Source organism: Tersicoccus mangrovi (genome assembly GCF_036881825.1).
In the GTDB taxonomy this organism is placed as follows: Bacteria; Actinomycetota; Actinomycetes; order Actinomycetales; family Micrococcaceae; genus Tersicoccus; species Tersicoccus mangrovi.
This window is the reverse complement of record NZ_JBAJMW010000003.1, coordinates 426,108-451,636: the sequence shown is the minus strand read 5'-3', so window position 1 is coordinate 451,636 and position 25,529 is coordinate 426,108. Positions and strand designations below refer to the sequence as shown.

General features: G+C 70.0%; 25 protein-coding genes. 12 read left to right on the top strand and 13 right to left on the bottom strand.

Annotated features, from left to right (window positions below; genetic code table 11):
- Positions 1–27: 27 nt before the first annotated feature.
- The 9 genes from V6N00_RS08235 to V6N00_RS08195 all read left to right on the top strand — a co-directional run bounded on the left by V6N00_RS08235 (position 28) and on the right by V6N00_RS08195 (position 9,283).
- Complete coding sequence (locus tag V6N00_RS08235) at positions 28–2,826, top strand: ATP-binding protein (protein WP_334231589.1); 2,799 nt, start codon at positions 28–30, stop codon at positions 2,824–2,826.
- Between the two features lie 179 nt (positions 2,827–3,005).
- Positions 3,006–3,647: an ABC transporter permease gene (locus V6N00_RS08230; protein WP_334231588.1), complete on the top strand. Its 642-nt coding sequence runs from the start codon at positions 3,006–3,008 to the stop codon at positions 3,645–3,647.
- A complete protein-coding gene (locus V6N00_RS08225; RefSeq protein ID WP_334231587.1) occupies positions 3,640–4,908 on the top strand; it encodes an ABC transporter ATP-binding protein in 1,269 nt (422 codons plus the stop codon). The genes V6N00_RS08230 and V6N00_RS08225 overlap by 8 nt, the downstream gene beginning before the upstream one ends.
- A gap of 89 nt (positions 4,909–4,997) precedes the next feature.
- Positions 4,998–5,726 (top strand): ABC transporter permease, encoded by a 729-nt coding sequence (locus tag V6N00_RS08220; RefSeq protein ID WP_416385054.1) that lies wholly within the window; start codon positions 4,998–5,000, stop codon positions 5,724–5,726.
- 2 nt (positions 5,727–5,728) lie between these two features.
- Entirely contained in the window at positions 5,729–6,712 is a 984-nt protein-coding gene (locus tag V6N00_RS08215; protein ID WP_334231586.1) for a glycine betaine ABC transporter substrate-binding protein, read from the top strand.
- A gap of 702 nt (positions 6,713–7,414) precedes the next feature.
- Positions 7,415–7,936, top strand: coding sequence for a helix-turn-helix transcriptional regulator (locus tag V6N00_RS08210; RefSeq protein ID WP_334231585.1), 522 nt, complete (start codon positions 7,415–7,417; stop codon positions 7,934–7,936).
- A 76-nt stretch (positions 7,937–8,012) separates the two neighbouring features.
- Positions 8,013–8,372 (top strand): hypothetical protein, encoded by a 360-nt coding sequence (locus tag V6N00_RS08205; RefSeq protein WP_334231584.1) that lies wholly within the window; start codon positions 8,013–8,015, stop codon positions 8,370–8,372.
- A gap of 126 nt (positions 8,373–8,498) precedes the next feature.
- The gene (locus tag V6N00_RS08200; RefSeq protein WP_334231583.1) at positions 8,499–8,951 is read left to right on the top strand and encodes a hypothetical protein; all 453 of its coding nucleotides are present in this window, start codon (positions 8,499–8,501) and stop codon (positions 8,949–8,951) included.
- Entirely contained in the window at positions 8,948–9,283 is a 336-nt protein-coding gene (locus V6N00_RS08195) for a transcriptional regulator (RefSeq protein WP_334231582.1), read from the top strand. Before V6N00_RS08200 ends, V6N00_RS08195 begins: the two co-directional genes overlap by 4 nt.
- 370 nt (positions 9,284–9,653) lie before the next feature.
- On the opposite strand, the gene V6N00_RS17215 is transcribed toward V6N00_RS08195, so the two are convergent.
- Positions 9,654–10,115: a GDSL-type esterase/lipase family protein gene (locus V6N00_RS17215; RefSeq protein WP_416385053.1), complete on the bottom strand. Its 462-nt coding sequence runs from the start codon at positions 10,113–10,115 to the stop codon at positions 9,654–9,656.
- A 215-nt stretch (positions 10,116–10,330) separates the two neighbouring features.
- Between V6N00_RS17215 and V6N00_RS08190 the strand changes: the two genes are divergently transcribed.
- Positions 10,331–11,293 carry a DUF2599 domain-containing protein gene (locus tag V6N00_RS08190; RefSeq protein WP_334231581.1) on the top strand — a complete coding sequence of 321 codons (963 nt, stop codon included), beginning with the start codon at positions 10,331–10,333 and terminating at the stop codon, positions 11,291–11,293.
- Between the two features lie 67 nt (positions 11,294–11,360).
- Here the strand turns inward: V6N00_RS08190 and V6N00_RS08185 are convergent, their stop codons facing one another.
- The 8 genes from V6N00_RS08185 to V6N00_RS08150 form a co-directional block, all read right to left on the bottom strand.
- Positions 11,361–11,939 (bottom strand): hypothetical protein, encoded by a 579-nt coding sequence (locus tag V6N00_RS08185; protein WP_334231580.1) that lies wholly within the window; start codon positions 11,937–11,939, stop codon positions 11,361–11,363.
- Positions 11,936–12,232, bottom strand: a complete 297-nt coding sequence (locus V6N00_RS08180) for a PadR family transcriptional regulator (RefSeq protein WP_334231579.1) — start codon at positions 12,230–12,232, stop codon at positions 11,936–11,938. Before V6N00_RS08180 ends, V6N00_RS08185 begins: the two co-directional genes overlap by 4 nt.
- Before the next feature lie 81 nt (positions 12,233–12,313).
- Positions 12,314–12,892: a recombinase family protein gene (locus V6N00_RS08175; RefSeq protein WP_334231649.1), complete on the bottom strand. Its 579-nt coding sequence runs from the start codon at positions 12,890–12,892 to the stop codon at positions 12,314–12,316.
- A 160-nt stretch (positions 12,893–13,052) separates the two neighbouring features.
- Positions 13,053–13,706: an ABC transporter ATP-binding protein gene (locus V6N00_RS08170; RefSeq protein WP_334231578.1), complete on the bottom strand. Its 654-nt coding sequence runs from the start codon at positions 13,704–13,706 to the stop codon at positions 13,053–13,055.
- A gap of 30 nt (positions 13,707–13,736) precedes the next feature.
- Complete coding sequence (locus tag V6N00_RS08165; protein ID WP_334231577.1) at positions 13,737–15,680, bottom strand: hypothetical protein; 1,944 nt, start codon at positions 15,678–15,680, stop codon at positions 13,737–13,739.
- A 79-nt stretch (positions 15,681–15,759) separates the two neighbouring features.
- Positions 15,760–16,059: a lactococcin 972 family bacteriocin gene (locus V6N00_RS08160; protein ID WP_334231576.1), complete on the bottom strand. Its 300-nt coding sequence runs from the start codon at positions 16,057–16,059 to the stop codon at positions 15,760–15,762.
- Positions 16,060–16,465: 406 nt separating this feature from the next.
- Positions 16,466–19,945: a DEAD/DEAH box helicase gene (locus V6N00_RS08155; protein ID WP_334231575.1), complete on the bottom strand. Its 3,480-nt coding sequence runs from the start codon at positions 19,943–19,945 to the stop codon at positions 16,466–16,468.
- Positions 19,946–20,096: 151 nt separating this feature from the next.
- The gene (locus tag V6N00_RS08150; protein ID WP_334231574.1) at positions 20,097–20,939 is read right to left on the bottom strand and encodes an aldo/keto reductase; all 843 of its coding nucleotides are present in this window, start codon (positions 20,937–20,939) and stop codon (positions 20,097–20,099) included.
- A gap of 105 nt (positions 20,940–21,044) precedes the next feature.
- On the opposite strand from V6N00_RS08150, the gene V6N00_RS08145 reads away from it, so the two are divergent.
- Positions 21,045–21,323, top strand: a complete 279-nt coding sequence (locus V6N00_RS08145) for a hypothetical protein (RefSeq protein WP_334231573.1) — start codon at positions 21,045–21,047, stop codon at positions 21,321–21,323.
- A 122-nt stretch (positions 21,324–21,445) separates the two neighbouring features.
- On the opposite strand, the gene V6N00_RS08140 is transcribed toward V6N00_RS08145, so the two are convergent.
- The 4 genes from V6N00_RS08140 to V6N00_RS08125 all read right to left on the bottom strand — a co-directional run bounded on the left by V6N00_RS08140 (position 21,446) and on the right by V6N00_RS08125 (position 24,413).
- Positions 21,446–22,078 carry a DinB family protein gene (locus tag V6N00_RS08140; protein ID WP_334231572.1) on the bottom strand — a complete coding sequence of 211 codons (633 nt, stop codon included), beginning with the start codon at positions 22,076–22,078 and terminating at the stop codon, positions 21,446–21,448.
- A 197-nt stretch (positions 22,079–22,275) separates the two neighbouring features.
- The gene (locus V6N00_RS08135; protein WP_334231571.1) at positions 22,276–22,893 is read right to left on the bottom strand and encodes a copper resistance CopC family protein; all 618 of its coding nucleotides are present in this window, start codon (positions 22,891–22,893) and stop codon (positions 22,276–22,278) included.
- Complete coding sequence (locus tag V6N00_RS08130; protein ID WP_334231570.1) at positions 22,890–23,660, bottom strand: YcnI family copper-binding membrane protein; 771 nt, start codon at positions 23,658–23,660, stop codon at positions 22,890–22,892. The genes V6N00_RS08135 and V6N00_RS08130 overlap by 4 nt, the downstream gene beginning before the upstream one ends.
- A gap of 150 nt (positions 23,661–23,810) precedes the next feature.
- A complete protein-coding gene (locus V6N00_RS08125) occupies positions 23,811–24,413 on the bottom strand; it encodes a hypothetical protein (protein ID WP_334231569.1) in 603 nt (200 codons plus the stop codon).
- Between the two features lie 251 nt (positions 24,414–24,664).
- On the opposite strand from V6N00_RS08125, the gene fdhD reads away from it, so the two are divergent.
- Positions 24,665–25,516, top strand: coding sequence for a formate dehydrogenase accessory sulfurtransferase FdhD (gene fdhD, locus V6N00_RS08120; protein WP_334231568.1), 852 nt, complete (start codon positions 24,665–24,667; stop codon positions 25,514–25,516).
- Positions 25,517–25,529: the final 13 nt, after the last annotated feature.

Sequence of the window (25,529 nt, the reverse complement as noted above, 5' to 3'; positions counted from 1 at the left end):
ACCCGTGACCGACATCACACTGTCGGCATGACCGATCGTGCGGACCGCATCCGTACCCCCGATCAACGCCTGCGCATCTTCGTCAGCTCGACCCTGCAGGAGCTCGCACCCGAGCGGAAGGCTGCCCGGGCCGCCATCGAGCGCCTCCACCTCGCCCCCGTCATGTTCGAACTCGGGTCCCGTCCCCACCCGCCCCGCGAGCTGTACCGGGCCTACCTCGCGCAGAGCGACGTCTTCGTGGGCCTGTACTGGGACCGGTACGGCTGGGTGGCTCCCGGCGAGACCGTCTCGGGCCTCGAGGACGAGTACCAGCTCGCGCCCGCGGCCATGCCCAAACTCATCTACCTCAAGGAGAGCGGCGGCGCGCGTGAGCCCCGGCTGACCGAGCTGATCGGCCGGATCCGCCAGGACGACACCGCCTCCTACTCCACGTTCTCCACGCCCGAGCAGCTGGCCGAGGCGGTCACCGGGGACCTGGCCACCCTGCTGGCGGAGCGGTTCGACCTCAGCCGGGCCACTCCGGAGGCCGTGGTGGCGCCGCCCGTACCGGCGGAGGCCGTCACGCCGCTGCAGCCGCTGCCGGTCTCGCTCACCCGGTTCATCGACCGGACGGACGAGCTCGCCCGGATCGCGGGCATGATGGCCGACGGCGCGCGGCTCATCACGGTGCTCGGGCCCGGCGGGATCGGCAAGTCCCGCCTGGCCGTCGAGGCCGCCAGGCGCGCCGCCGGCCATCAGCCCGGTGGCATCGCCTTCGTCGACCTCGCACCGGTCCGCACCATCGACGCGGCGATCGCCGTCATCGCTCTGGCCATCGGCATCCGCAACACGGGCGACGTGCCCCTGGGGGACAAGCTCGTCACCGCGCTGCGCACCGCCCCGCCCCTGCTGCTCCTGGACAACGCCGAGCAGCTGGCCGACAACGCCGGCGAGCTCGGCCGGCTGCTCTCCAACGCCCCGGACGTGCACGTCATCGTCACCAGCCGGGCCCGGCTGCGCGTCACCGGCGAACAGGTCGTGCCGATCGGTCCGCTCCCCGTACCGGCGGCGGACGCGTCGCTCGACGCGGTGGCGGCCTCGCCCGCCGTCGCCCTGTTCGTCGAGCGGTGCCGGGCCGTGCAGCCGGACTTCGAGCTGACCGAGGAGAACCGGAAGGCGGTCGGCCGGATCTGCACCGTGCTCGACGGCGTGCCGCTGGCCATCGAGCTGGCCGCGGCCCGCGTCCGCGTCCTGCCGCCCGAGGCGCTGCTGGACCGCCTGGACCGTCAGCTGTCCCTCCTCAGCGGCGGAGGCCGGGACCTGCCGGAGCGGCAGCGCACCCTGCGGTCGACGATCGAGTGGAGCACCGACCTGCTCGCCCCCTCCGAGCGGCGGCTGCTCGAGGTGCTCGGCGTCTTCGCGGGCCGGTTCTCCTTCGAGGCCGCCGAGGCGGTCGCCGAGGCCGTGGACGGCACCGAGGACGTCCTCGGCCTGCTCGACGTGCTCGTCGACAGCAGCCTGGTGCGGGAGCACGACCACGAGGGCCGGCCCTACTTCTCCCTGCTCGCCACCGTCCGGGAGCACGCGTGGGAGCAGCTCGGCGCTCGCGACGCTCAGCGGCGGGCCCGCGAGGCGCACGCCGCGCACTACCGCGCCGTCGCGGCCGCGGCCGGCCACCAGCTGCAGGGGCCGAACCAGCCGGCCTGGCTCTCGCGGCTGCTGCAGGAGCGCACCGAACTGCGGCAGGCCATGCGCTTCCTGCACGGCACCGACGCCGACGCGGCCGCCGAGTACGCGTGGGACCTCTACGTCTACTGGTGGATCGTCGGCAACCTCGGCCAGGTGCGGGACTGGATGGCCTCCCTGCTCGTCCAGCCGGGCCCGTTCTCCGACCACGCGCGCGCGGTCGCCCTGTACTTCGCGTGGGCCATCTCGTTCTGGGAGGACCGGCTGCCCGCCCTGGTGCCGGGCCTCGAGGAGTGCGTCGCCCTGTTCCGCACCACGGGGGACCGTACCGGCACGGCGATGGCGATGGTCTCCCTCGCGATGGCGCGGATGACCGGGCCCGACGACGCCGGACCCGTCACGCCCGGCGATTCCGCGCGGGGAGCCCCTGCGGGCTCGGTCTTCGCGACGGTGCCCACGGCGCCCTCGTCCGCTTCGTCGTCCGGAGTGGCGCCTGCTGCTCCCGGCGCCGCTGTTCCCGGCGGTGCTGTTCTCGGCACCGACGCGCCGACGGCGCCCGCCGCCCTGCTCACGGAGACCCTCGAGACCAGCCTCGGCCTCTTCCGGCAGGCCGGGGACCGGTGGGGCGAGGCGATGGCGCTCGTCGTGCTCGGCCGGGTCCACTTCGCGACCGGGCAGATCGAGGAGGCCGCCGCCCGCTTCGACGCGAGCGTGCGGCTCGCCCGCGCCGTCGGCGACTCCCTGGGCACCGCCATCGCGCTGCACCACCGCGGCTGGACGGACCTCGTCCGAGGCGACGCCGCTGCCGGGCAGGCCGCGTTCGGCGAGGCGCTCGGCCTCTCGGTGCGCCTCAACCACCAGCAGGGCATCGCCTACGGCCTCGAGGGGGCCGTCGGCGTCGCCGCCGCCCGCGGCGACGTGGAGACCGCGGGCCGGCTGCAGGGCGCCGCGGAACAGCTGCGGGACCGCACCGGCTTGTCCGGCACCTCCACCGTCATGCCGCACCTCTCCTTCACCGCCCCGCTGGCGGCCGGCGAGCAGGGCGCCGCTTTCGAGATCGCCCGCGCGCACGGCCGGCGCATGGCCCCGGAGGACGCCGTGACCGAGGCGCTTGCGGCGCTCGGACAGCGGCCGATCGGGCCTCCGACGACGACTACCTGACGGTAACAAGTCGGTCTCGGTCTCGTCCTCAACGCCCTCTCAGCTGGAAATGACCCCGGTGGGTGTTGTTAGCGTGAAGGACGGCCTGCACTCGTGGGTCGCCGATCGTGCGCGGATGCCGGTCACGTCTCCCCGTCCGCGCCCGGCCGGTCGGACCGAGAACGAGGCAGGTCGTCGATGTGATCGCGTACGTGAACGAGCGGCTGCCCCAGATCCTCTTCGCCGCCTGGCAGCACTTCTCCCTGGTCGTCCAGTGCCTCGTCCTGGCCACCCTGATCGCGGTCGTCCTCGCGGCGCTGTGCTACCGCAGCCGGGCCCTGACGGCCGCCGCGAACGCGGTCTCCGCCGTCGGCCTGACGATCCCGTCCTTCGCCCTCATCGGCCTGCTCATCGCGCCGCTCGGGTTCGGCGTCGCCCCGGCCGTCGTGGTCGTCAGCTTCTTCGCCGCCCTGCCGATCCTGCGCAACGCCGTCGTCGGCCTCGCCGGCATCGACGGCAGCCTCGTCGAGTCCGCCCGCGGCATCGGCATGAGCCGGGTGCGCACCCTCCTGCGCGTCGAACTACCGATGGCGTGGCCCGTGATCCTCGCCGGCATCCGCGTCTCGGCGCAGATGGTGATGGGCATCGCCGCCGTCGCCGCGTACTCGCTGGGGCCGGGCCTCGGCGGCTTCATCTTCTCCGGGCTCTCCCGCCTCGGCGGGGCGAACTCCCTGAACTCCGTGGTCGTCGGCGTCGTCGGCGTCATCGTCCTCGCCCTGATCCTCGACCTGCTCCTCGCCGGCCTCGGCCGCCTCACCACCTCAAGGGGTCTCCGTGTCTGAATCCACCACCGCCACCGGTGAGCCCGCTCGCACCGTCTCCGGCGCCGAGATCCTGCTGCAGAACGTCACCAAGCGCTACCCCGGGCAGGACAAGCCCGCCGTCGACGGCCTCACGATGCAGATCCCGGCCGGCCAGGTCGTCATGCTGGTCGGCCCGTCCGGGTGCGGCAAGACGACCACGCTGAAGATGATCAACCGGCTGATCGAGCCCACCGAGGGGTCGATCGTGCTCGGCGGCGACGACGTCACCCGCATGAACGGTGACAAGCTGCGCCGTCGCATGGGCTACGTGATCCAGGCCGGCGGCCTCTTCCCGCACCAGACGGTCGCGGCGAACATCGCCGTCGTGCCGAAGATGCTCGGCTGGGACAAGGCCCGTATCGCCGCGCGCGTGGACGAGCTGCTCGAACTCGTCTCCCTCGACCCGGAGGTCTACCGGGACCGGTACCCGAAGGAGCTCTCCGGCGGCCAGCAGCAGCGCGTCGGCGTCGCCCGCGCGCTCGCCGCGGACCCGCCCGTCCTGCTGATGGACGAGCCGTTCGGCGCGGTCGACCCCATCACCCGGCAGCGGCTCCAGGACGAGCTGATCAATATCCAGGCCGAGGTGCAGAAGACCATCGTCTGCGTGACCCACGACTTCGACGAGGCGGTCAAGCTCGGCGACTGGATCGCGATCTTCACCGAGGGCGCGCACCTCGTGCAGTACGACACTCCCGAGCGGATCCTCGCCGAGCCCGCCAACGCGTTCGTCGAGAACTTCATCGGCTCCGGTGCCGGGCTCAAGCAGCTGACCCTGACCCGGGTGGCCGACGTGCCGCTCGCCGAGGCCGAACAGGCGCGGCCGGGCGAGCACGCCGACGCGGTGCTGGAGCGGATGGAGGCGTCCGGCCGGCACCACGTGGTGGTCCTCGACGACCGGGGCCGGCCGCGTCAGTGGCTCTCCCGCAAGCAGGTGCGGCGTGCCGGCACGCTGACCGGCGAGCTGGACCCGCAGCTGCCCGTGGTCAGCAGCCGGTCCACCCTCAACGACGCCCTCGACACGATGCTGGTCTCCAGTGCCGGGGCGGCGCTGGTCACGGGGCGGCGCGACGCCTTCGTCGGCGTCATCGACGTCGATTCCGTCATGGAGGCCATCGCGGCGGCTCGGGCGTCCACCCGCTCCGGCGACTACACGGCTCCCGTCGGCACCAACACCGGGGTGCTGCCGGCCGCTGACGGGCATGGCGGCGCCCACGCCGTCACCGCCGGGGATCCGTCGTGAGCGCCGACGCCCTTGCCGACACCGACGGACCGGTGACGGACCCCGGGACGACGCAGGCCGGTCCGGGAGGCACCGCCGGCCGGAGCCGGCTGCGCCGCGGCTTCCCCGTGGCCCTGGCCGTGCAGCTCGGCGTCATCGTGGTCGCCTTCGCGGCGGTCGCGATCTGGCTGGCCAACGCGCCGCTGACCCCGGTCGAGGCGACGACGCTGGCGCCGTCGGCTCTGTGGGGCTACACCCTTGCGCACCTGCGCCTGACCTTCACGGCCGCCGTCATCGTGCTCGTCATCGCCCTGCCGCTCGGCGTGCTGCTCACCCGGCGTCGCACCCGGTTCCTCGCGGGGCCGGTCGCGGCCGTCGCCAACGTCGGGCAGGCCGCCCCGGCCATCGGGCTGATCGTGCTGCTGGCGTTCTGGTTCGGCTTCGGGTTCGGGGCCGCGATCGTCGCCCTGGTCGTCTACGCCGTGCTGCCCGTGCTGCGCAACACGGTGGTGGGGCTGCAGCAGGTGGACCAGCGCGTCATCGAGGCCGGCCGCGGCATGGGCATGAGCGCCGCCGCGGTGCTGTTCCGCGTCGAGCTGCCGCTCGCGGTGCCCATCATGCTCAGCGGCATCCGGACGGCCCTCGTGCTGCTCGTCGGCACCGCGACCCTGGCCACCTTCATCAACGGCGGGGGCCTGGGCATCCTCATCACCACCGGCGTCAACCTGAGCCTGACCACCGTGCTCGTGGCCGGGTCCCTCCTGGTCGCCCTGCTCGCCCTGTTCATCGACTGGCTCGGCCGCCTCGTCGAGTTCGTGGCCACCCCGAAGGGACTGTGACGATGCGCATCCGACCGATCCGCGCGGCCGTCGCCGCGACCGCCGCCACCCTCGTCCTCGCCCTCGCCGGCTGCGGACTGGCCCCGGCCACCGCCTTCGTGCCGGACGTCAAGCCCGGCTCGATCGCCCCGATCGCGGGCCTGCCGCAGGACGCGAAGCTGACCGTGACGAGCAAGAACTTCACCGAACAGCTCATCCTCGGCAAGATCGCCGCGATCGCCGGCCGCGCCGCCGGGTTCGACGTCGTCGACCTCACCAACGTCCCCGGGAGCCAGCCGGTGCGGCAGCTCATGCTCAAGGGCGAGGCCGACTTCACGTACGAGTACACCGGCACTGCGTGGCTGACCTACCTCGGTAAGGACAAGCCGATCCCGGACCAGCGGAAGCAGTGGCAGGCCGTCAAGGACGCCGACGCCGCCAACGGGCTCACGTGGGGCCCGCCGGCGCCGATGAACAACACGTACGCCTTCGCGATCCGCAGTGCGAAGGCGAAGGAACTGGGCGTGACGAAGCTGTCGGACCTCGCGAAGATCCCGAAGTCCGAGCGCACCTTCTGCATCGAGGCGGAGTTCAACTCCCGGCCCGACGGCATGAACCCCATGCTCAAGACGTACGGGCTGCCCCGCGGCTCGGCCGTCCCGAACGGGCAGATCGGCATCTACGACACGGGCGCGGTGTACACGGCGACGGCCAACGGCGACTGCAACTTCGGCGAGGTGTTCACCACCGACGGGCGGATCAAGGCGCTGAACCTGACGGTGCTCAAGGACGACAAGCGGTACTTCCCCGCCTACAACGTCTCCCCGGTCTACAACACGAAGACCCTGGCGAAGTATCCGCAACTGGCGCAGGTCTTCGACAAGATCTCCCCGAAGTTGACCGACTCCGAGCTGCAGGAGCTGAACCTGCAGGTCGACGTGCAGGGCCGGGAGCCGGCCGACGTCGCCGCGGACTGGATGGTGAAGGAAGGCTTCGTCACGCGGTAGGGGTGGCGGCGGCCGAGCCGGCCGGCGGAGGTCTCGGTCGGCTGTCGAGACGCGGGCGTATCCGATGTTCACCGCTCCGCGTTGCAGAAAAGACCCCCTCATCCGATACGTCTATCGTGCACCTCGGATCTCGGCGGCCGCGTGGTGAGGTCGGGGAACGGTCGAGTGTCCTCAAGACGTTCGTCCATCGGACGGGTGAAGGGGGCGTGTTCGATGCCGTGACGGCGCGAACGAACTCGATGATGAGCAGCCCGAATGCTGCATTCACGATTCCTGGCGACACGAACCACGTCGACGCGAAACTCCTGTGGGAGATGTTGCCAGCGATGAGTTCGGTCCAAGGAGCAACGGGCTGGTTTTCGGACGCTGGCGCTGGGTCAACGCGCTTGGTTGCGTGGGTGGTGACGCGCTTGGCGTTCGTTGTCGCGCTTGTCGTTGCCTGTCAAGCGGGCCATCAGCTCTTGAGGATCAGCGCGCTCCACCTCCTCGAGGAAGTCGGCGGCCTTGCCCTTTCGGAGAGTGACGGCTGGTGGGTGATGAGCACATCCGAACCGCGCAGCAGGTACTCGAAACGGTAGGGTCCAGGCATGGCGGCAGGCTGGCCGACTTTCTCGAGTGCGGATCTGAACACCGTCGCCTCCCCGTGGCGGCCCACGGTGTCCCGATTTGCTAGATTATTACGTTTTAACGTAGTGTTTGAGGATGAGCAGCGATGACGTGAACAGCCGGCTTTCAGCCCTGGAGGAAGCCGTGTCGCGGTTGAGCGTCGCTCCTGCGAGTGGCCGAGCGACATCGGAGCGTATCGGCAGTGAGGACGATCCGCTGTGGGCTCTGAACGGCCTGGAGTCGCGCGCCCCGGATGGCGCGATCCTCTACCTGGGTAGCGTGCAGACGCCGACCGGCGACGTGGTGCGCTGGCAATACGGAAGGCCCGCGGCCGAGATGTTCGGGGAGGACTGGGGTGATCGCGCGCGCGTGATGGCTGCCCTCGCGCATTCCATGCGGCTGCGGATCATGCACGCCGTCCTGCACGGCGTGAACACCGCAGCCGGACTGATCGATGAACTCGACGCCGGCACGAGTGGTCAGGTCTATCACCATCTGAAGGAGCTCACGATGACCGGATGGTTGTCGACGCCAAGGAGGGGTGTGTTCGAGGTGCCGGCTTCCCGGGTGGTGCCGTTGCTGGTGATCTTGCTCGCGGCCGGCAGCTCGCCGGACTGACCGACCGCGGCTCGCACCGGGCCCTCTCGGTGATGACAGGACCATTCCTACCGGCCGTCAGAAGGAGGCGACTGCTATGGCATCTGGTTCCCGGGCTTTCCTGTCCTTCAACGCACCACCGCGATCTCGGCCACGCGCCTTCCGCCTGATTGCGCTGCAGGGGCGACGAATCGGCCGCATCTCGCGACGCGTCGCAGTGCGCGTCCTGATGTTCGGAGGCTGGGTATGGTTCGCCGCCGGGTCTCTGATCGGGTTCGAAGCATTCGAGATCCTCTTCGGCTCGTTCGCTCTGGCGCCTGAACTCCTTCCGGTGGCCGTGCTCGGTCTCGCCCTCGCGTGGTTCTTCCGAGGTCGCCTGCGTCGAGCGTGGCGCCGCGTCCGTGCGTATCGCCGGCTGAGGCGCATGCGTCGACGTCTGGGCACGTCGAACCCCTGATGGAGGGGCGAGACCATGCATTCCGCCACTGCACCTGCCGCCGGGCGGCGTCATGTGGTCGCCGACCGTCGGCATCACCTTGTGCATCTACTTGCACGCTTTTCATGTGGCATCTACGGTTGAAGCATGTCACAGAATCAATCTGATCGCCGTCCGGATGCCGTCGAGGCGCAGGCACAACTCGCCGCCGCTCGCCGTGCTCACCAGCACGCGGTGTGGCCACGACTGACCGCCGGAGAGAGCGCGGCCTGCGCCGTCACTGTCGGTCTCGGAATAGCGGCGATGGGGCAAGCCCCGGGTTCGGCGCTCGGACACCTTCTTGCCCTCGTCGTCGGGGTCGCCCTGTGCGCCGCAGCCGCGGTGCTCTGGAGGAGGTTTCGAGTGCGGCGCGGCCTTCGGGGACTTGACGGTGCGGGCCGGACCCAGCTCACGACCTTCCTCGTGATGGTGGTGGTGCTGATGTTGGGAGCCGTCGCGGCAACGCCGGCGAACCAGGTGGTGTACCCGATCCTGGGACTCGCGGCCGCAGTGGCCTACTTCTTCGTCCTGCGCGCGGGCCGTACGAGGCGCGTGGCATGAGCGGCTTCGACCCGGTCTTCAACCCAACCCGGTTGGCGATATGCGCCTACTTGTCGGGATGTCAGCAAGGCGATTTCTCCGCCGTCCAGGAGTACTGCGGGCTCAGCCAGTCCACCCTCTCGAAAGCACTCACCCAGCTCACCGCAGCCGGCTACGTCGAGGTCACGAAGGCCAGCGTCGGTCGTTACTCCAAGACGGTCCTTGCCCTCACCGAGGCTGGTCGTGAAGCGCTGGCCTCCCATCTCGACGCTCTGCAGCGGATCGCCATTCAGGCCCGGCGGACCGCACGCGCGTCGACGGAAGCGACTCTCCGTACCGTAGCGCCGTCCTGACGTACGGATCGGCGCGATCTCCGGAGTGGATGGCGTGCGGGCGATCCGCGCGATGCGCTCAGCACCGAGCGACCTCGTTCGGAAGGAGGGCACCAGACATTCACCACAGGCTGTGTGCGGCCCGCTCGACCCCCGGCCCTGGCACAGTCTGACGTCCCCCTGGTCGCCGTCTCATGAATGGGTGTTCGTGAGCAGGATCTTCCCGTGGGTTCCGCCTACGGCGAGTTGATGGACGGCCTGCGCGGCGTCCGCGAGCGGCCATCGCGTGGCTGTGACCGGGTCCAGGCGGCGGGCCTGGGGTCAGTGTCCCGTTCCGCAGTCGAACCACGCCGGGACGGTCACTCGGCGGACCTGCACCGTGCGGCTGGTCCTATCGTCGTACCGGTCGGAGCGTCGGGCTCTTCGGTGCGCGTCCGTCCCCGGACGAGCGGCCGGTGAGGCGGCCCACCCACGGGAGCACGTGAACGCGAAGGTGTTCGAGTGTTGAGGGGCGGTGCTCGAGCTTCGTTGCCTCCCCCCACTCCGGCACGGTCACGTCGAGGGCGGTGAGGACGTTGGCGGCAACCCGGCGGTGTCCGGCCGTGTTCAGGTGGAGCCGGTCCGGTGCCCACAGCGAGCTGTCGTGGAAGGCGTGGTCGCTCCAGTTGTCGACCACCATGACGTGCGGTCGGTCCGCCCATGACCTGATGTGGTCGGCGTACTCGTCGCCTCGGCGCCGGATGAGGCGTCCGAGGGGGAGATGCCGGAGGGTGATGGCCAACGGTGGAGGCTGCGGAGGCGGCTCGATCCAGTCAAAGGGTAGCCAGATGCGGCAGTGTCGACGGCGTGACATGGGCATTTAATCGTGGCCGGTTCTTTACAACGGCCTGACGTGCTGTGATGCTTCTCCCGGCGACGTACCGCCATCACACTCACATCGGTGGAAACATGAGATTGAAAAGGGCATCCGCGGTCATCGTGCTGGCGGGAGCGCTCATCCTGCCATGCACACCGGCGTTCGCTGACGACGCCGGTGCTTCTGGGGGAGGGGTCGACGCGGCGCAGTCCGTGGACGACGTCGCGGCCGTCGTCGACAGAGCGACACCGGACGCTGCGACTACCAGCGACGTATCGGCAGTGCCGTCGTCGGACGGCTCGTTCGCCAGTTCCACCGGCGACATCTCCGTTGAGATCCCCAAGTCGAACGACGATGGGGTGCTCGCCACAAAGCAGACCAGTGACGGGTCGGTGACAGTCACCGTCGGTACCGGGGCGGATTCCAGCAGTGCAGGAATCCTTGCGCCTGACGGCAGCGTGGTTTACGACGGTGCATCGACCACGAGTCAGACGGTGCAGCCGACCGAGGATGGCTTCCGCATCCACACCGTCATCAATGACGCGGCGGGCGACACCGAGTTCGTTCATCCCGTGAGCCTGCCGGTCGGGGCTCGTCTGATGGCCGAGAAGGACATGCCCCAGGCTGCTGACATCCCGGCCGAGGCCGGCTCTACCGGTGGTGCGGTGTTCGTGGTCGATGCCGGCGGGGCTGTGCTTGGTGGATTCAGCGCGCCGTGGGCCAAGGACGCCAACGGCAACGACGTTCCGACACGCTTCTCGATCCGCTCGGGTGCGATCGTCCAGGAGGTCGATCACCGTGCGAGCGGGGTGGCTTACCCGGTGGTGGCCGACCCGTATTTCGGGTTCGATCTGATCAAGAGCGCCACCTGGCGGTGGCACTCGGGCGACGGATGGACCCTGGAGGTGACTCCCACGTCCTGGGCGCGGTGGAACGCGGGAGGTTACCTCCCGGGTGTCTACGGGTGGGACGAGCTCTACAGCAAGTACCGGAACCGTGGGCTGAACCGGAACCTTGCGGGCATGCGTGACCAGTACATCTGCCACCAGCAGATCGTCGCTCTGCGCGCTCCCAACAAGCCGACCTGGAACCTGGACGAATGGCGCCCCAGTGTGGGGTATCTGCAGACCGTCAATGCTCAGTGCAACCCCGGGGGCAAACGGTTCTTCGACTGATTGAACCGGATAGGCCGCTACATGAGAGACCCCAGGCGAGGCCCGGGGTCTCTCATGGCTTTCAGGGTCAGTTGCTGGTTGAGCGGCGGCGGTTCTCGGCCACGACGGCGATCACCGCTGAGATCAGTACGCCGAGACCGGCGGCAAGGAATACGACAATGGCGGTCCCGGTCCAGTCTGTGACCGCGGGAGGGTCGGTAAAGGCGTCGTCAGCGTCGATGGCCAGTCCTACCGTCCACCAGGCGAAGGTGGCAGCTGCGGTGCCAATGACCAGGGACGCAAGGAGGAGGTAATGACTCCAATGGGTGCGGACACCGGCCGTCGATAGAAGGACGATGACGGCGCCGAAGACGATCAAACCGAGCACCAGAACGACACCGCCGAAAATGAACGCCGCGACGCCGATCGCGGTGGCGACAGCCCACGCGAAGACCGCAGCCGGAACGCCGAGCTGTCCGAGAAGAGCGCGGCCACCTTGCCGAAGCCGCAGGTGCGTGGCCATGCGCAGAGCCCCACGGCTGGTCAATGCCCGATCACCCTCAGCGGCCGCGCCAAGGTCGGCGCGCCACTCCTCGACATACCGCTCCCGGTCCGCAGGAGGCAGCATCCGCACGGCACGATCAAGGCGACGGTCGGCATTAGTCATCGGGGCTCCTGTTGGTAGGTGGAGGAATGATCGCCGAGCTTGGCGACAGCCCACTGTCTGCCTGCGGGCAAAAGGCTGTAGAGCCGTCGCCTCGGGCCGGGACGAGTCTGGTCGTCGTCCCACCGCGAGCAGACGAAACCGGCTCGCTCGAGACGCTCGAGTAGGGGATAGATCGTGCCGGTGGGGCGTCCTGTTTGTGATGCCAGCAGCAGACCCCAGGTTTCACCCTCGGTTTCCAGCAGGCTGCCCAGCACAGACCGCAGCGCCGGTGTCAGACGCATATAGGTACCCACGCCTGTAACTATATACATCGGAACAAGATCGCGGTAGTGGCTTGCGGCTCCCGGCACTGAGGGTCCGGGCGGGTCGACCGATCACCGGGTGGTGGCGATGTTCCCCTTTCGCCGTTGGATCTCCCGGTACACCGTGGCCCGGGAGACCTGGAAGAGTTCGGCGAGCTCGGTGTGGGTGTGCTCGCCGGCGTCGACGAGGGTGAGCAGGTGCCGCCGGCGGCTGGGGGAGAGGCTGGGGGCTCGCCCCTTGAGCCGGCCGCGGGTTTTGGCGACCGCCATGCCTTCGCGGGTGCGCATCCGGATGAGGTCGGCCTCGAACTCGGCGACCATGCCGAGCACGTTGAACAGCAGCCGGCCGACGGGGTCGTGCGGGTCGTAGACGCTGCCACCGAGGCTGAGGGCCGCGCCGCGCTCGACGAGCTGGTCGGCGATCGCGCGGGCGTCGGGCACGGAGCGGGCGAGACGGTCGAGCTTGGTCACGACCAGGACGTCACCCGAGCGGACGGCGGCGAGAGCAGTCTCCAGGCCAGGCCACGCCCGGTTGGTGCCGGTGAGCCCGTGGTCGACGTGGATGCGATCCTCGTCCACGCCGAGGGCGACGAGCTGCTCGCGTTGGGCGGTGAGGTCCTGACCGGCGGTCGAGACGCGGGCGTATCCGATCTTCGCGGGGCCAGTGTTGCAGAAAGGGCCCCCTCATCGGGCATTTCACCGGGCGGGTCTATCGTGCACCTCGGAACCCAGCAGCCACACGGCGAAGCCAGGGAGTGGGGGAGTGTGCGTTAGACGTTCATCTATCGGGCGCCGCGGTGCTCTAAGCGACTTAGACGGTGGCTGGGTGGGTTCCGAGATGAAGTCGGTGGTCGGCAGCGGTTATAGCGGCGTCGTCGTGGGTGGCGAGGACGATGGTGGCACCGCGGGCGGCGGCTTGGCGTAGAAGCTCGATGACTAGGTCCCGGTTCTCGTGGTCGAGGGAGGCGGTCGGTTCGTCGGCGAAGATGATGGCGGCGTTCTTGTACATCGCACGGGCGAGGCCGACGCGCTGCTTCTCGCCGCCGCTGAGGGTGGCGACCTTCTCTCCTCCGCGCCCCTCGAGCCGGACCGAGGAGAGGGCCTCGTTCACAGCAGGGTTGGTCAGAGCACGTCGACGGAATAGGGGTGGTGTCGACATCATCACGTTGTAGGCGACGGTTTCGGCATCGATCAGGCCGTAGTCCTGGAAGATGAAGGCTGCGCTGTCGCGCCAGAATCGGCGACGTGCGCTCTCGGGCACGGTGGTCATGTCCCGGCCTCCGATTCGAAGCTGACCTTCGTTGACGCGCTCGAGGAGCGCAAGGCAGTTGAGCAGTGTCGTCTTTCCCGACCCGCTCGCCCCGATCACGGCGGTGAGTTCACCGGCCGACGCGTGCAGGTCCAGTCCCTCACACAGGATCTTTCCGCCTCGACGGAGCGTGATGTTGGTGGCGGTGATGTCCATGGGGGTCCTTCGATCGTCGCGGGCAGGATCTCAGGTGGAGCGAGTGAGGGTCCGGCCGAAGACGGACCGGGCCGCCAGGCAGTGGAGCGTCACGGTCAGTGCTGCGTACGCCACCGGGACGATGAGCAACACGGAGGCATGAGAGGCTCGGTCGACGCCGAGCAGGAAGGCTGCGATCAGGGTCAGGCCGGTGCCGGTGGCGATGTCGATGAGCAGCCGTTCCCGCAACAGTCGTGGCCACGAGGAGCCCGAGGTCCGGAGCGCGAAGATCGGTCGCGCCCGGCTGAGTGCGTAAACCAGGGCGGAGAGCATGGCGCTGATGATCAAGGAGCCGCTCAACAGCACGATGGAGATCGTCCGCAACGCGGCGTCCTGGTTGTCGATCTGGCTCTGATACAGACCGGTGTCGGACACCCGGTCGATCGACAGGACGTACCCGTCCAGCTGGTGGTCGGTGAGCTGACTTGTGAGTTGGCTGTCGGAGGAGAAGATCAGGTTGGATGTGGACATCAGGGAGAGCAGGAAGCTGCCGCCGAACACGTCGGCGGGCCGGTTGACGATCACGAACAGAGGTCGATCGAGCGTCACGCTTCGGCCGGCATTGGGTGAGAGGGCCTGGACGGGACCGGTGCCAGGCCGGATCGTCGCGTATGAGGCTGCGGAGAGCGGATCGGCCGCTGCAGCGGTGCCCTTGGTCCACAACGGCATGTTCGCCTTTAGGTCACTGCGGGTGACCGCAGGCAGATCTCCGGCCTCCACGGGGGACAGTGCAGTGACGTGCTGCAACTCCAGGTACCGCGGATTGACCAGGACTACATCGTCGTACTGCCCGGCCTGAACGGTGGCAGGGTCGAACGCGTACGAGACGGCAACGTCGTGCCGTTCGTCAAGATCACGGGTCAGCGTGACGAACCGAGGCAGAACGGCGGCGAGGCGTTCCTCGTCGGAGATGTTTGTCATCCGCAGGCCGACTTCGTTGCCGAGGTTGCTCCACCGGGCATTGTCGGCGGTGGCGTTGGTTGCTGCGCTGATGGCGCTCACCAATGGGGGCAGACTCGCTACGACCAGGACCAATGCAGCGACCTTGAGGACCTCGCTGAAGACGCGGTAGGCGCGCGCGGGTGGTCGTCGGTGAGCGATGGTGTCCACGGACGGCCAGCTCAACGCGGTAACCACGACCGACCCGATGACCAGGACGGCGACCAACCCTGCCAACCATGGGGTTAGGGTCCTGAAGTAATCGGTCACAGCCGATCCCCCGCGGCTGAAGAAGACATAGACGCCTGCCGCCGCGATGCCGGCCAACGCCGGAATGACAAGCAGACCGGCAAGAGAGCGGAGCTCGGTCCGCAGAATGCGAGGAGTGCTGACTCCGGCCAGGATGTGTAGAGCACGAGCGCGCGAGTGCAGGGCCGACCAAGCCATCACCACGGTGGTCATCAGGACGAGACCGCTGACCAGAGCGAGGCCGGCACCCTTGCCGACGACCAGCGCCGCTGCGGTATCGAGCCAGCCGGCGCGGGTGGCGTCGACCTGCACCCCTGAGTCGGCGAGAAATGACTGCAGCGCCGAGACCCCGGCTTCGGGCCCAACGACAGCGTAACTGCCGTCCAGACTGGTCTGGGCTATCTGGGAACTGCTGAACAGCTGGCCATGCATCGACGAATCGAACCAGTCGATGTTAGCTGGCTCGGCGGGAGCCCTGTCGCCGAACTGGTACAACGAAAGGCCGTGGAGGAAGTCGTCTCGATCAGCGTTCTTCTTGACCAGAGTCAGAGCGTGATCGGTTGCGATCCGGTTCATTCCATCGATCGCTTGGGCCTTACTGATCGACGATGAATTGAAACTCAGTGTAAGCGTTTCATCCGTGCCCAGCGGAAACGTCCGTTGCGTCTCTTGCAGTTGCAATCCGGCCAACAGTGACACGAGAATGACAACTGCGAAGGCCCCTGAACGAAGGATCCAGGCGAGCATTCAGCCTCCTAATCGATCTCGGTTCGGCTGCTGACCCGACGTGGCGACGCAGCGAGCCAGCAGCCGAACGATGATCGGCTCAGCAGACTCGGTAGTAGTACTTATTGTGCGTGAAGATCGTACCGAAGACCTCCGCCGCGGCTCGGTGTCCGGCGGCCGTGTCGATGCTGCGGCTCGTTCCCCAGTCGTTCTGTGCGGTCGATCCGTGGCACCGAGTGCCGTGATCGTAGTACGAACGGGCGTAGGCGTCCCAGAAGCCGTACTCCCATTTCCCGCCCTGGACCGGGTATTGAACGTCCGCATTCGCGGCCGCAGCACCCGTGAGACCGATGGTGGCCGCAAGTGTTACCACTGCCGCCACTTTCTTAATCTTCAACATGGTGCCCCTTCGAGTGATGAACATGACGGACAAGAGATAACCCGGGTTCGAGGAGAGGGCCACTGCCTTCGGCAAGATTTTTCTTGGGCACCCATCAACGTGCAGTATTCAGCGGAAACACAAGGGGCTTCCCTCTAGTGTTTGTCGTGGTGGATGCGATAATCGGCCTCCGGGTGACTCCCTCGTCGTGGCAGTTGGCGGTTTTTGAACGACCGGTTTTGACACGTTGCCTCAGACGCCGGCGAAAATCCCCAATCAGCAGGTCAGAATGCATGTCCAGTGGCAGACTGGGTCAGAACGTGCCCGAGTTGGATTCTGAAACGTTTGGGAGACACGGATGCCGGCCCGCTTGACGGTGGTCGACGGAACTGGCCCGCAGCGAACGCGGACCCCGACCGGACAGCACCTACGCCAGCAGGGACCGGATGTCCTCGGCGGTGACGGCGGAGGAGAACGCGTTCTCGTCGTCGATCACCGAGGCGAACAGCGCGGCCTTCTGCTCCTTCAGAGCCATCACCTTCTCCTCGATGGTGTCGGAGGAGACGAGCCGGTAGACCATGACATTGCGGGTCTGCCCGATGCGATGCGTGCGGTCGATCGCCTGCTCCTCCGCGGCGGGGTTCCACCACGGGTCCAGCAGGAACACGTAGTCCGCCTCGGTCAGGTTCAGGCCGAAGCCGCCGGCCTTGAGGCTGATGAGGAACACCCCGGCGTCGCCCTGTTTGAAGGAGTCGACCACCTCGCCGCGCTTCGTCGTCGACCCGTCCAGGTACGCGTACCGGATGCCGGCCTCGTCGAGCCGGTCCGCGGCCCGGCCGAGGAACGACGTGAACTGGCTGAACACGAGCGCCCGGTGCCCCTCGGCGAGCACGTCGTCGAGCTTCTCCATCAGCGCGTCCAGCTTGGCCGAGGGCACACCCTCGTGCTCCTCGTCGACCAGTGCCGCGTCCAGGGACAGCATCCGCAGCAGCGTCAGCGACCGGAAGACGATGAACCGCTGTCGGTCCAGGTCGTCCAGCAGGCCGAGGATCTTCTGCCGCTCCCGCTGCAGCTGCGTCTCGTAGATCCGCCGGTGCGCCTCGTCCAGCTCCACCTCGAGCGTCTGCTCCTGCTTCTCCGGCAGGTCGCGGGCCACCATCTCCTTGGTGCGGCGCATCATCAGGGGCCGCACCCGGGTCCGCAGGCGGGCCAGCATCCGGGTGTCCGCGTTCCGCTCGATCGGCTTGACGTAGTCCTCGGTGAACACGCGGGAGGTGGGGAACAGCCCGGGCGCGGCGATGGCGAACATCGACCACAGCTCCATCAGGTTGTTCTCCATCGGGGTGCCCGTGATGGCCAGCTTGAACGGCGCAGCGAGGTCCCGCGCGGCCTGGTGCACTCGGGCCGTGCGGTTTTTGACGAACTGCGCCTCGTCGAGGATCAGGCCGGCCCACTCCCGCTTCTGGTACGCCCGCTCGTCCAGACGCAGCAGCGCGTAGGAGGTGACGACGACGTCGGCCCCGTCCACGGCCTCCGCGAGCGACCCGGCCGCCTTCCCCTCGGTCCGGGTCAGGGCGCGGACGGTCAGCCCGGGCGTGAAGCGGGCGGCCTCGGCCACCCAGTTGTGCACGACGGAGGTCGGCGCGACGACGAGGAACGGCGCCCGGCGCTCCGTGTCGGTGCCGGCGCCGGCACCGGGGTGCTCTCGGGCGTGGGCGACGAGCGCCAGGGTCTGCAGCGTCTTGCCGAGCCCCATGTCGTCGGCCAGCACGCCGCCGAGGCCGTGCTCGTACAGGAACGTCAGCCAGGTGAAGCCGTCCCGCTGGTACGGGCGCAGGTCCGCGTCCAGGCCGGCCGGCAGGGCGGGGGCCGGCACGGCGTCGACGTCGAGCAGGCCGGCGACGGTCCGGGACCAGGCGGCCGATTCGTGGGTCTCCCACGCCAGCTCCTCCAGCTCCTCCCACAGCCCGGCCTGGAACCGGCTGATCCGTGGGCCGGTCTCCCACTCGCGCAGCTCCCGCGCGTCGTCGATGAGATCGCGCAACCGGTGGAACTCCGGGCGGTCGATCGAGAAGTAGCTCTTGTCGACCAGCATGACCTTGGTCTTGCCCGCGCTCAGCGCCTCGAAGATCGCCCGGAAGGGGATCTCGTGACCGGCGATGCGCACCATCAGGCCGAGGTCGAACCAGTCCCGCTCGGTCGAGTCGACCGTGCTGACCACCAACCGCGGCGTCTCGTCCAGTTCGCGGAAATCCGGCCGGGTGCCGAGGTCGTGCACCTCGACGCCGTCGACGTCGACCAGCCGGGGCAGCGTGTGCTCGACGAACTCCGCGGCGTCGATGTCGTGCAGGGTGCGATCGGCGACGGTCACGGGTGCGGCGTTTGACTCGGCCTCCGGGTCGGCCAGCGCGCCCGCGGTGCGGGCCAGCACGGCGTCCTCCGCGTCGCGATCCCGGTGCCCGGGCGCCCCGGGCGACCGGCGCAGCGGGCGGCGGGTGATGCGGGCGCCGTGCACGTACTCCCAGTGCCAGCGGGTCTGCACGGTCGGCCCGTCGGCGTACTCGACCTCGACGACGAGCGTCGGCGGTTCGGGGACGGGCAGCGGCACGGAGCCGTCCGTGCTGGTGACAAGGATCCGGTCGGCCAGGGCCGGATAGACGTCGCGGACGAACTCGTCGGCGTCGGCGGCCGGGATCCTCACGCCCGCGGGCTGGGTGAGCAGCTCCTTCTGGGTGGCGCCGAGCCGTTCCTCCAGCGGGGCGAGGAGGATCTCGCCGGTCGCCCCCGACGCGCCGCCGGCTCCCTGCGGGTTCGCCAGGTCGCGGCGCACGTAGATGCCGTGGTCGGCGATGGTGCTGACCCCGGCCAGGCTCGAGGCGATGCCGTCCACCTCGAGCACGGGGACCACCCGGACGTCGCCGTGCCGCTCGGTTTCCTCGGCTGGTTCCTTGCTGTCGGGTTCGGACGCGGTGGCGATCTCCGCGCCGTCCCGCTCTCCGTCCTCGCTGGGCTCGATGCGTTCCGCGTCGAGGCTGATCCGGGCACGCCGGCCGATGCGCACCGTGAGGTCCTTCGAGGAGGAGACCATGGCGATGCCGAGCCGCTCGGCCTCGTCGAGCAGCTGCCACAGCAGGGGGTTGGCGAAGTCGTCGAGGTAGAGCCACGAGTCGTTCTGCCCGAAGTAGCCGACGCCGGTGGCGCGGTGCAGGCCCGGGAACTGGGAGAACCAGCGGTGCTGGTCCGCGTCGAACGTCATGCCCTGCGTCTGGAACGCGATGTTGGACCAGGCCAGCTGGTTGCGGACCCAGCGGCCCTTCTGGTTGCGGACGACGGGGCGGACGCCGAGCTTGTGGTTGGCGCTGCGGCGCTTGATGCCACGGCTGGCAGCCCAGCGGGAGAACGTGTCGCCGAGCTCGCGCAGCTCGAACTGCAGGGCGAGCGGGGTGGGCGCGGACTCGTCGCCCTCGGTGGTCTCCTCGGGCGGCAGGAGCGCCTCGACCTGCTCGCGCCAGTCCGGCTCGCTCGTGCGGGCCGCCTGGGTGGCCTTGTCCCGCGCTGTCTTCTCTCGCTCTGTCTTCTCTCGCTCCGCGAGGTGGCGCTCGCGGGCGTGGTCCGCGTTCGCCTGCAGCGCCGTGGCCGCGACGTGCTTGCACGCGGTGCCGACGGGGCAGTCGCACGACGTCGACGCGATCCGGTGCCGGCCGTCGCGCAGCGGCTTGAGCGTCAGCTTCGCGCGGTATGGGACGGGCTCGCTGCCCTGGACCCGGCTGCTGAGCCGGCCGGCGTCGGCGTCCCAGTCGAGGGAGACGACGGCGCCGTCGCGCATGTAGGCCTTGCCGCGGTGCATCGCCGGGCCGCCGACAACGCGCAGCAGGTCCTGGGCATCGATCAGCGGCACCGTGGGCATCCGTTCATTCTCTCACCGCCCGTGCCCGCGCCGCACACGGCTGCCGCCGTGGCGCTCCAGGTGTCGGGACGGCACCGGCCCGCCCACGGCGGCAACCCGGCCCGAGGAGCCGGTGCTGCACGTCCGTCGACGGGCCGGTGGGGTGGTGGACCTACTTGCCGGCGCGGTCCAACTCGGCGACGGTGGCGTCGTCGAGCTCGACGTCGGCGGCGCGCATGTTCTCCTCGAGGTGCTCGACCGAGCCGGTGCCCGGGATCGGCATCATGACCGGGGAGCGGCGCAGCAGCCAGGCCAGCGCGACCTGCGACGGCGTGGCGTCCAGGCGCTTGGCGGCCTCGTCGACCGGTCCGCCCGGCTTCGCGAGGTCACCGGCCGAGACCGGGGCCCACGGGATGAAGCCGATGCCCTGCTCCTGCGCGTACTCGAGGACGTCCTCGGAGCTGCGGTCGGTCAGGTTGTAGCGGTTCTGCACGGTGGAGACGGTGAAGAACTTCCCGGCGGCCTTCAGCTCGTCGACGCCCACCTGGGAGAGACCGAGCGCACCGATCTTGCCCTCCTGCTGCAGGTCCGCGAGCACCCGGAACTGCTCCTCGGGCTCGACCTTCGGGTCGATGCGGTGCAGCTGGAGCAGGTCGAGCTTGTCGACGCGCAGCTTCCGCAGGCTCATCTCCACCTGCTGGCGCAGGTACTCGGGCCGCCCGACCTCGACCCACACGTTGGGCCCGGTGCGGACGAAGCCGGCCTTCGTGGCGACCTTGACGGCCGCCGGGTAGGGATGGATCGCCTCGGCGATGATCTCCTCGCTGATGTTCGGGCCGTACGAGTCCGCGGTGTCGATGAAGTCGACGCCGAGCTCGACGGCGCGGCGGACGACGCTGCGGGCCGTCTCGCGGTCCGCAGGCTCGCCCCACACGCCGTCGCCGACGATGCGCATGGCGCCGAAGCCGAGCCGGTGGACGGTGCCGAGATCCTTCAGGTCAATGGTGTCGGTCATATCGGCGGCAACCCGGCGGCGCGGTGCCGCATTCCCTCGCCCCATTACCTCGGGGGCGTCGACCCCGGGGCTGACAGACGGCGTCCCGGCCACCACACTGGAGACATGACGGAGCAGAAGCCGGTCCTGTCCGAGGCTGAGCTGGCCGCGGAGGACTACCACGAGAAACCCCGCCCCGGCGGGCCCGAGGAACCGCTCGTGCCGGCCTCGGAGGACTCGCTTGACCCGGAGTCCGGCACCCCGGTCGAGGGCGACGCGACGGCCACGGTCGCCGCCGCCTCGGGGGAGGGCACGGCGGCGGACACCGACGTCGACCCTGCCGGGGACGACTCCACCGACGACCTGACCCCGGGCGACGACGTCGTGCCGGGCGAGGACCGCTGAGGACACCCTGACGACACCCAGGCCGGCGCGTCCGTCCGGCCGCGCCGGTGCGCAGTGACGTCGTGGCCGGCCGGTCCTCAGATTGAGTGACGGAGATCGCGTGACCGAGCCCGGGTGACGGCTCAGGCCGTGCTGTCCTCCGGCTCCGGGCCGGCGCTCCCATCCCCACGGCCGCCGTACGTCGGGTCCCACGGCTGCCCGTCCGCCTCGGCGTTCAGCTCGTAGGCGACCTTGCCGTCGAGCGCCTCCCGGATGAGGTCCGCGTGGCCGGCGTGGCGGGCGACCTCCGTGGCCAGGTGCATGAACACCCACCGAACCGTCCAGAAGTCGACGTCCTGGGGGAACCAGGGGGCCTCCGGAACGGGGACGGCGACGTCGAGCGGCACGGACTCCGTGACCGGCCGCACCCTGGCGGCCACGTCGTCGTACGCCTCGAGCAGGTCCGCCAGGGACGCACCCTCGGGGATCTCGGAACCGGCGTACCAGGTGCCGGCGAGCACGGCGGGGCGGTCCTGTTGCAGCCGCGCGTCGGACGCCTGTTCCGGCGCCACCTGCACCCGCACGAGCCACGTGTGCGTCGCGAGGCTCACGTGCGCGACGAGCCCGGCGATCGAGAGCGTGCTCGGCGGCACGGTGCGGCGCGCGAACTCGTCGGACAGGCCGCGGGCGGTCAGCCGCAGCTGGCGCAGCTGCTGCTCGATGAAGGTGGCGAGGGCGTCTGCTTCGGACCCGACGGGGACCGCGAGGAAGGCCATCAGCGCTCCTGGGCAAGGGGAACAGGTTCGTCGCCAGCATGCCACCGGACGGACCGACCGGTCGAGAGCCCGCGGAGGGCGCCACCGCCTACCCGGGTGACGCCGCGCCGTCACCCGACCCAGCACCGCCGGGCGGCCACGCGAGGTGCGCGGCCGCCCGGCGGTGAGGTATCCGTGGCGCCCGGTGAGGGGACGGGTCACTGCCCGGCGTCGTCCTCACGACGGCGCCGACCGGAGACGACCATCCAGATCCCGAAACCGACCAGCAGCAGCACACCCACGACGATGACGATGACCGGCACGCGACTGCCGCCGGTGGACGACGCGGGAGCCGCCGCGGGTGAGGACGCCGCCGCGGCCGAACTTCCCGCCGATCCGGCCGACGTGCCGGAACCGGTGGCGGCCGAGGCGGTGCTGCCGCCCTTCGCGGTGAACCGGAACGTGCCCTCGATCGGGTGCGAGTCCGCCGAGACGACGCGCCAGTGGACCGTGTACGCGCCGGCGGGGGCGCCGGCCTTGATCTTCTGCGTCGCCGTCGCGTCGGTGATGCTGACCGAGCCGTCGGCCTGGTCGGCGCCGGACGGGTCGAGGATCTGCACCTGGGCGCCGAGGGCCTCCGGGGTCTCGTTGAACCTCAGACTGATCGACGCCGGGACGGACGAGGTCGAGGACCCGTCCGACGGCGTGGTGCCGATCAGTTCGTCGTGCGCCTGCGCTGCGGGAACGCCGAGCCCGAGCGCGGCGAGCACGAGTGCCAGGACGACGCCGAGGGAACGGATCCGGCGCCGGCGCAGCAGGGCCACCGGGCGGCTCATCGTCCGGCCTCACGGGTGGCGACGGCGTGACGACGCCGGTTCAGCAGCGCGACGGCGAGGGCCACGGCGCCGAGCACGAACCCGGCGAGTCCGAGGCCGAGGCCCCAGCCGGCGGCGGTCGACGTGGTCGTCACCGAAGCGGCGGGGGCCGCGTCGACCGCGTGCCCGGAGGACGCGTCGTGGCCGTCCTCCGATCCGGCGGCGGTCGTGGTGAACGAGGGCAGCGGGTTCTCCGGTTCGGTGCTGCCCTTCGCCGGCTGGTTCCAGCGCACGACGTGGCCGTTCGAGTACGTCTGGGTCGTGGGCAGGGCGACCGTGGTGCCCTGCGCCGGCAGTTTCCCGACGGACAGGTCGAACGCCTGGTACTCGTGCGGGTGGAGCCGGTGGGTCGCGTCGGCGGTCCAGGTCACGGAGGTGACCGCCTTCGTGACGGTGGTGCCGTCGAGGACGACCGGCTTCGGCAGGGTGGTGGTCGTCAGCTTCGCAGTCCAGCCCTCGATCGGCCGGACGGACACCGAGGTGAACGGCGTCGCGGTCGGCAGGTCGACGGCGACCTTCGCGGTGTCGGCGGCCGACTCCTCGCTCGGGACGTTGAAGGTCAGGTGGGCGTAGCCGTCCGCGGCGGTCGTGTCGGGGACGACGTGGACGTGCGCGCTGGCCGCACCGGCTCCCAGCAGGAGCAGGCCGGCGGTGGCGGCGGAGACGGTCGTGGCGGTGACGGCACGACGGAGGTGCGGGAACAGGGAGGGGCGCAGGGGTGTGCGCATGAGAGAAGACCTTTCGGGTGGGCGCAGGCGCGCTCGGGGCCGCACGGGCATCCGGCTCGGCACCCGTCCGGGTGGATCACGGCACGGGAGACGAGCGGGACGGTCGGCGGGTGCGCAGGGGCACCGGACGTCGGCGGCGGGGGAGGAGGATCAGCGGGCGGTCGAGCGCGGCGGCCCACGGCGGCGCGGCAGGCGCAGTGCGACCCGCGCGGGCCGGACGGTCGCCACGGGGCCTGTCGTCGAGCGAGGCGACGTGACCACGCGGGCCGGGGACGGCAGGTGCAGCAGCGGGCGGAGCCAGTTCAGCAGCGCCACCAGCGCGGCCTCACCGCGCGCGAGGATCGCGGCGGTGATGAGCGTCGCCAGCAGGTGCAGCGCCATCATCGGGAGGCTCGGAGAGGCCGTCATGGCCGAGCCGACGGCGGAGGGATCGAGGGCGCCGGCGTCGTGCCCACCGTGGTGGCCGTGACCGACGAGGAACGTGGCCGGGACGCCGGAACCGGGCACCGCGAGCCGGGTGAACACCAGGTGCAGGACGAACTGGCCGGCCACGAGCAGACTCGCCAGGACGGTCAGCGTCAACCGCCGGCCCGCCAGCAGCATGGTGGGGATCAGGGCGAGGACGGCGACAACGACGAGGATCGGCACGGGAGGAAGCACCCCGCCGCCGAGCGCGTGGGCGCCGACGGCAAGCACGAGCATCGCCGTGGTGACGGCGGCTGCCCGGGGCAGGCGCAGCTGGGTGGAAGTCACGCCGTCCCTCCTGAACCGTCGTCGACTCGATGAACCGCCACCGCGGTCGGATCCGTGGTGATGGTGACTGTTCGGTGCCGACGGCCGTTCGGTGGCAGTGGGGGTTCGAGGTCGCCCGCGCGGGTCCTCCTCCACTCTACGGCGGCAGCGCCGGCCGATCGGTGTCGGCTCCTGAGGCTGCCGGCCAGACGCGTGCTGGTTAGGGTGGGCCTGATGCCGTCCGCAGGGACGGCGGTGCGGGAGGGTGGCAGATGGTGCGAGCGAGCCGGCGACGGCGGGTGACCCGGGTGCGGGTGCAGGACGACGGCGCCATTGACGTGGACGCCCGGGCGGACACCATCGCCGGGGAGGAACCCCTCGAGCTGCGCCTGAACGGCCGCCCCTTCACCGTCACGATGCGCACGCCGGGCGACGACTTCGACCTGGCCGCGGGCTTCCTCGTCTCCGAGGGCGTGATCAGCTCGATGGACCAGATCGCGACGCTGCGCTACGGCCCCGGTGTCGACGCGGACGGGCGCGCCAGCTACAACATCGTCGAGGTCGGCCTCGCGCCCGGGGTCGCCCTGCCGGACACGAGCGCCGAGCGGCACGTGTACACGTCGTCCTCGTGCGGGATCTGCGGGACGGCGTCGATCGACGCGGTCACGAAGGCGAGCTCCTTCGACGTCTCGGGGGACCGGCTGCGGCTCACCGCGGCGCAGCTGCTGGCCATGCCGGACGCACTGCGCGCCGAGCAGTCCCTCTTCTCCAGCACCGGAGGCGTGCACGCGGCCGGCCTGTTCGCCGTCGGCCCCGACGGACCGGAACTGCTGTGCCTGCGTGAGGACGTGGGCCGGCACAACGCCGTCGACAAGGTGGTCGGCTGGGCGCTGCGCGAGGGCCGGTTGCCCGCCCGCGGCACGGTCCTGCAGGTCTCGGGGCGCGCCTCGTTCGAGCTGGTGCAGAAGGCGCACCTGGCCGGGATTCCGGCGCTCGCGGCCGTCTCGGCGCCGTCCTCGCTGGCCGTGGAACTGGCCGAGGAGGCCGGCATCACTCTGGCCGGGTTCAGCCGCGGCCGGTCCGTCAACCTCTACACACGGATCGACCGGGTGGTCACGGACTGATCCGGACCACCCG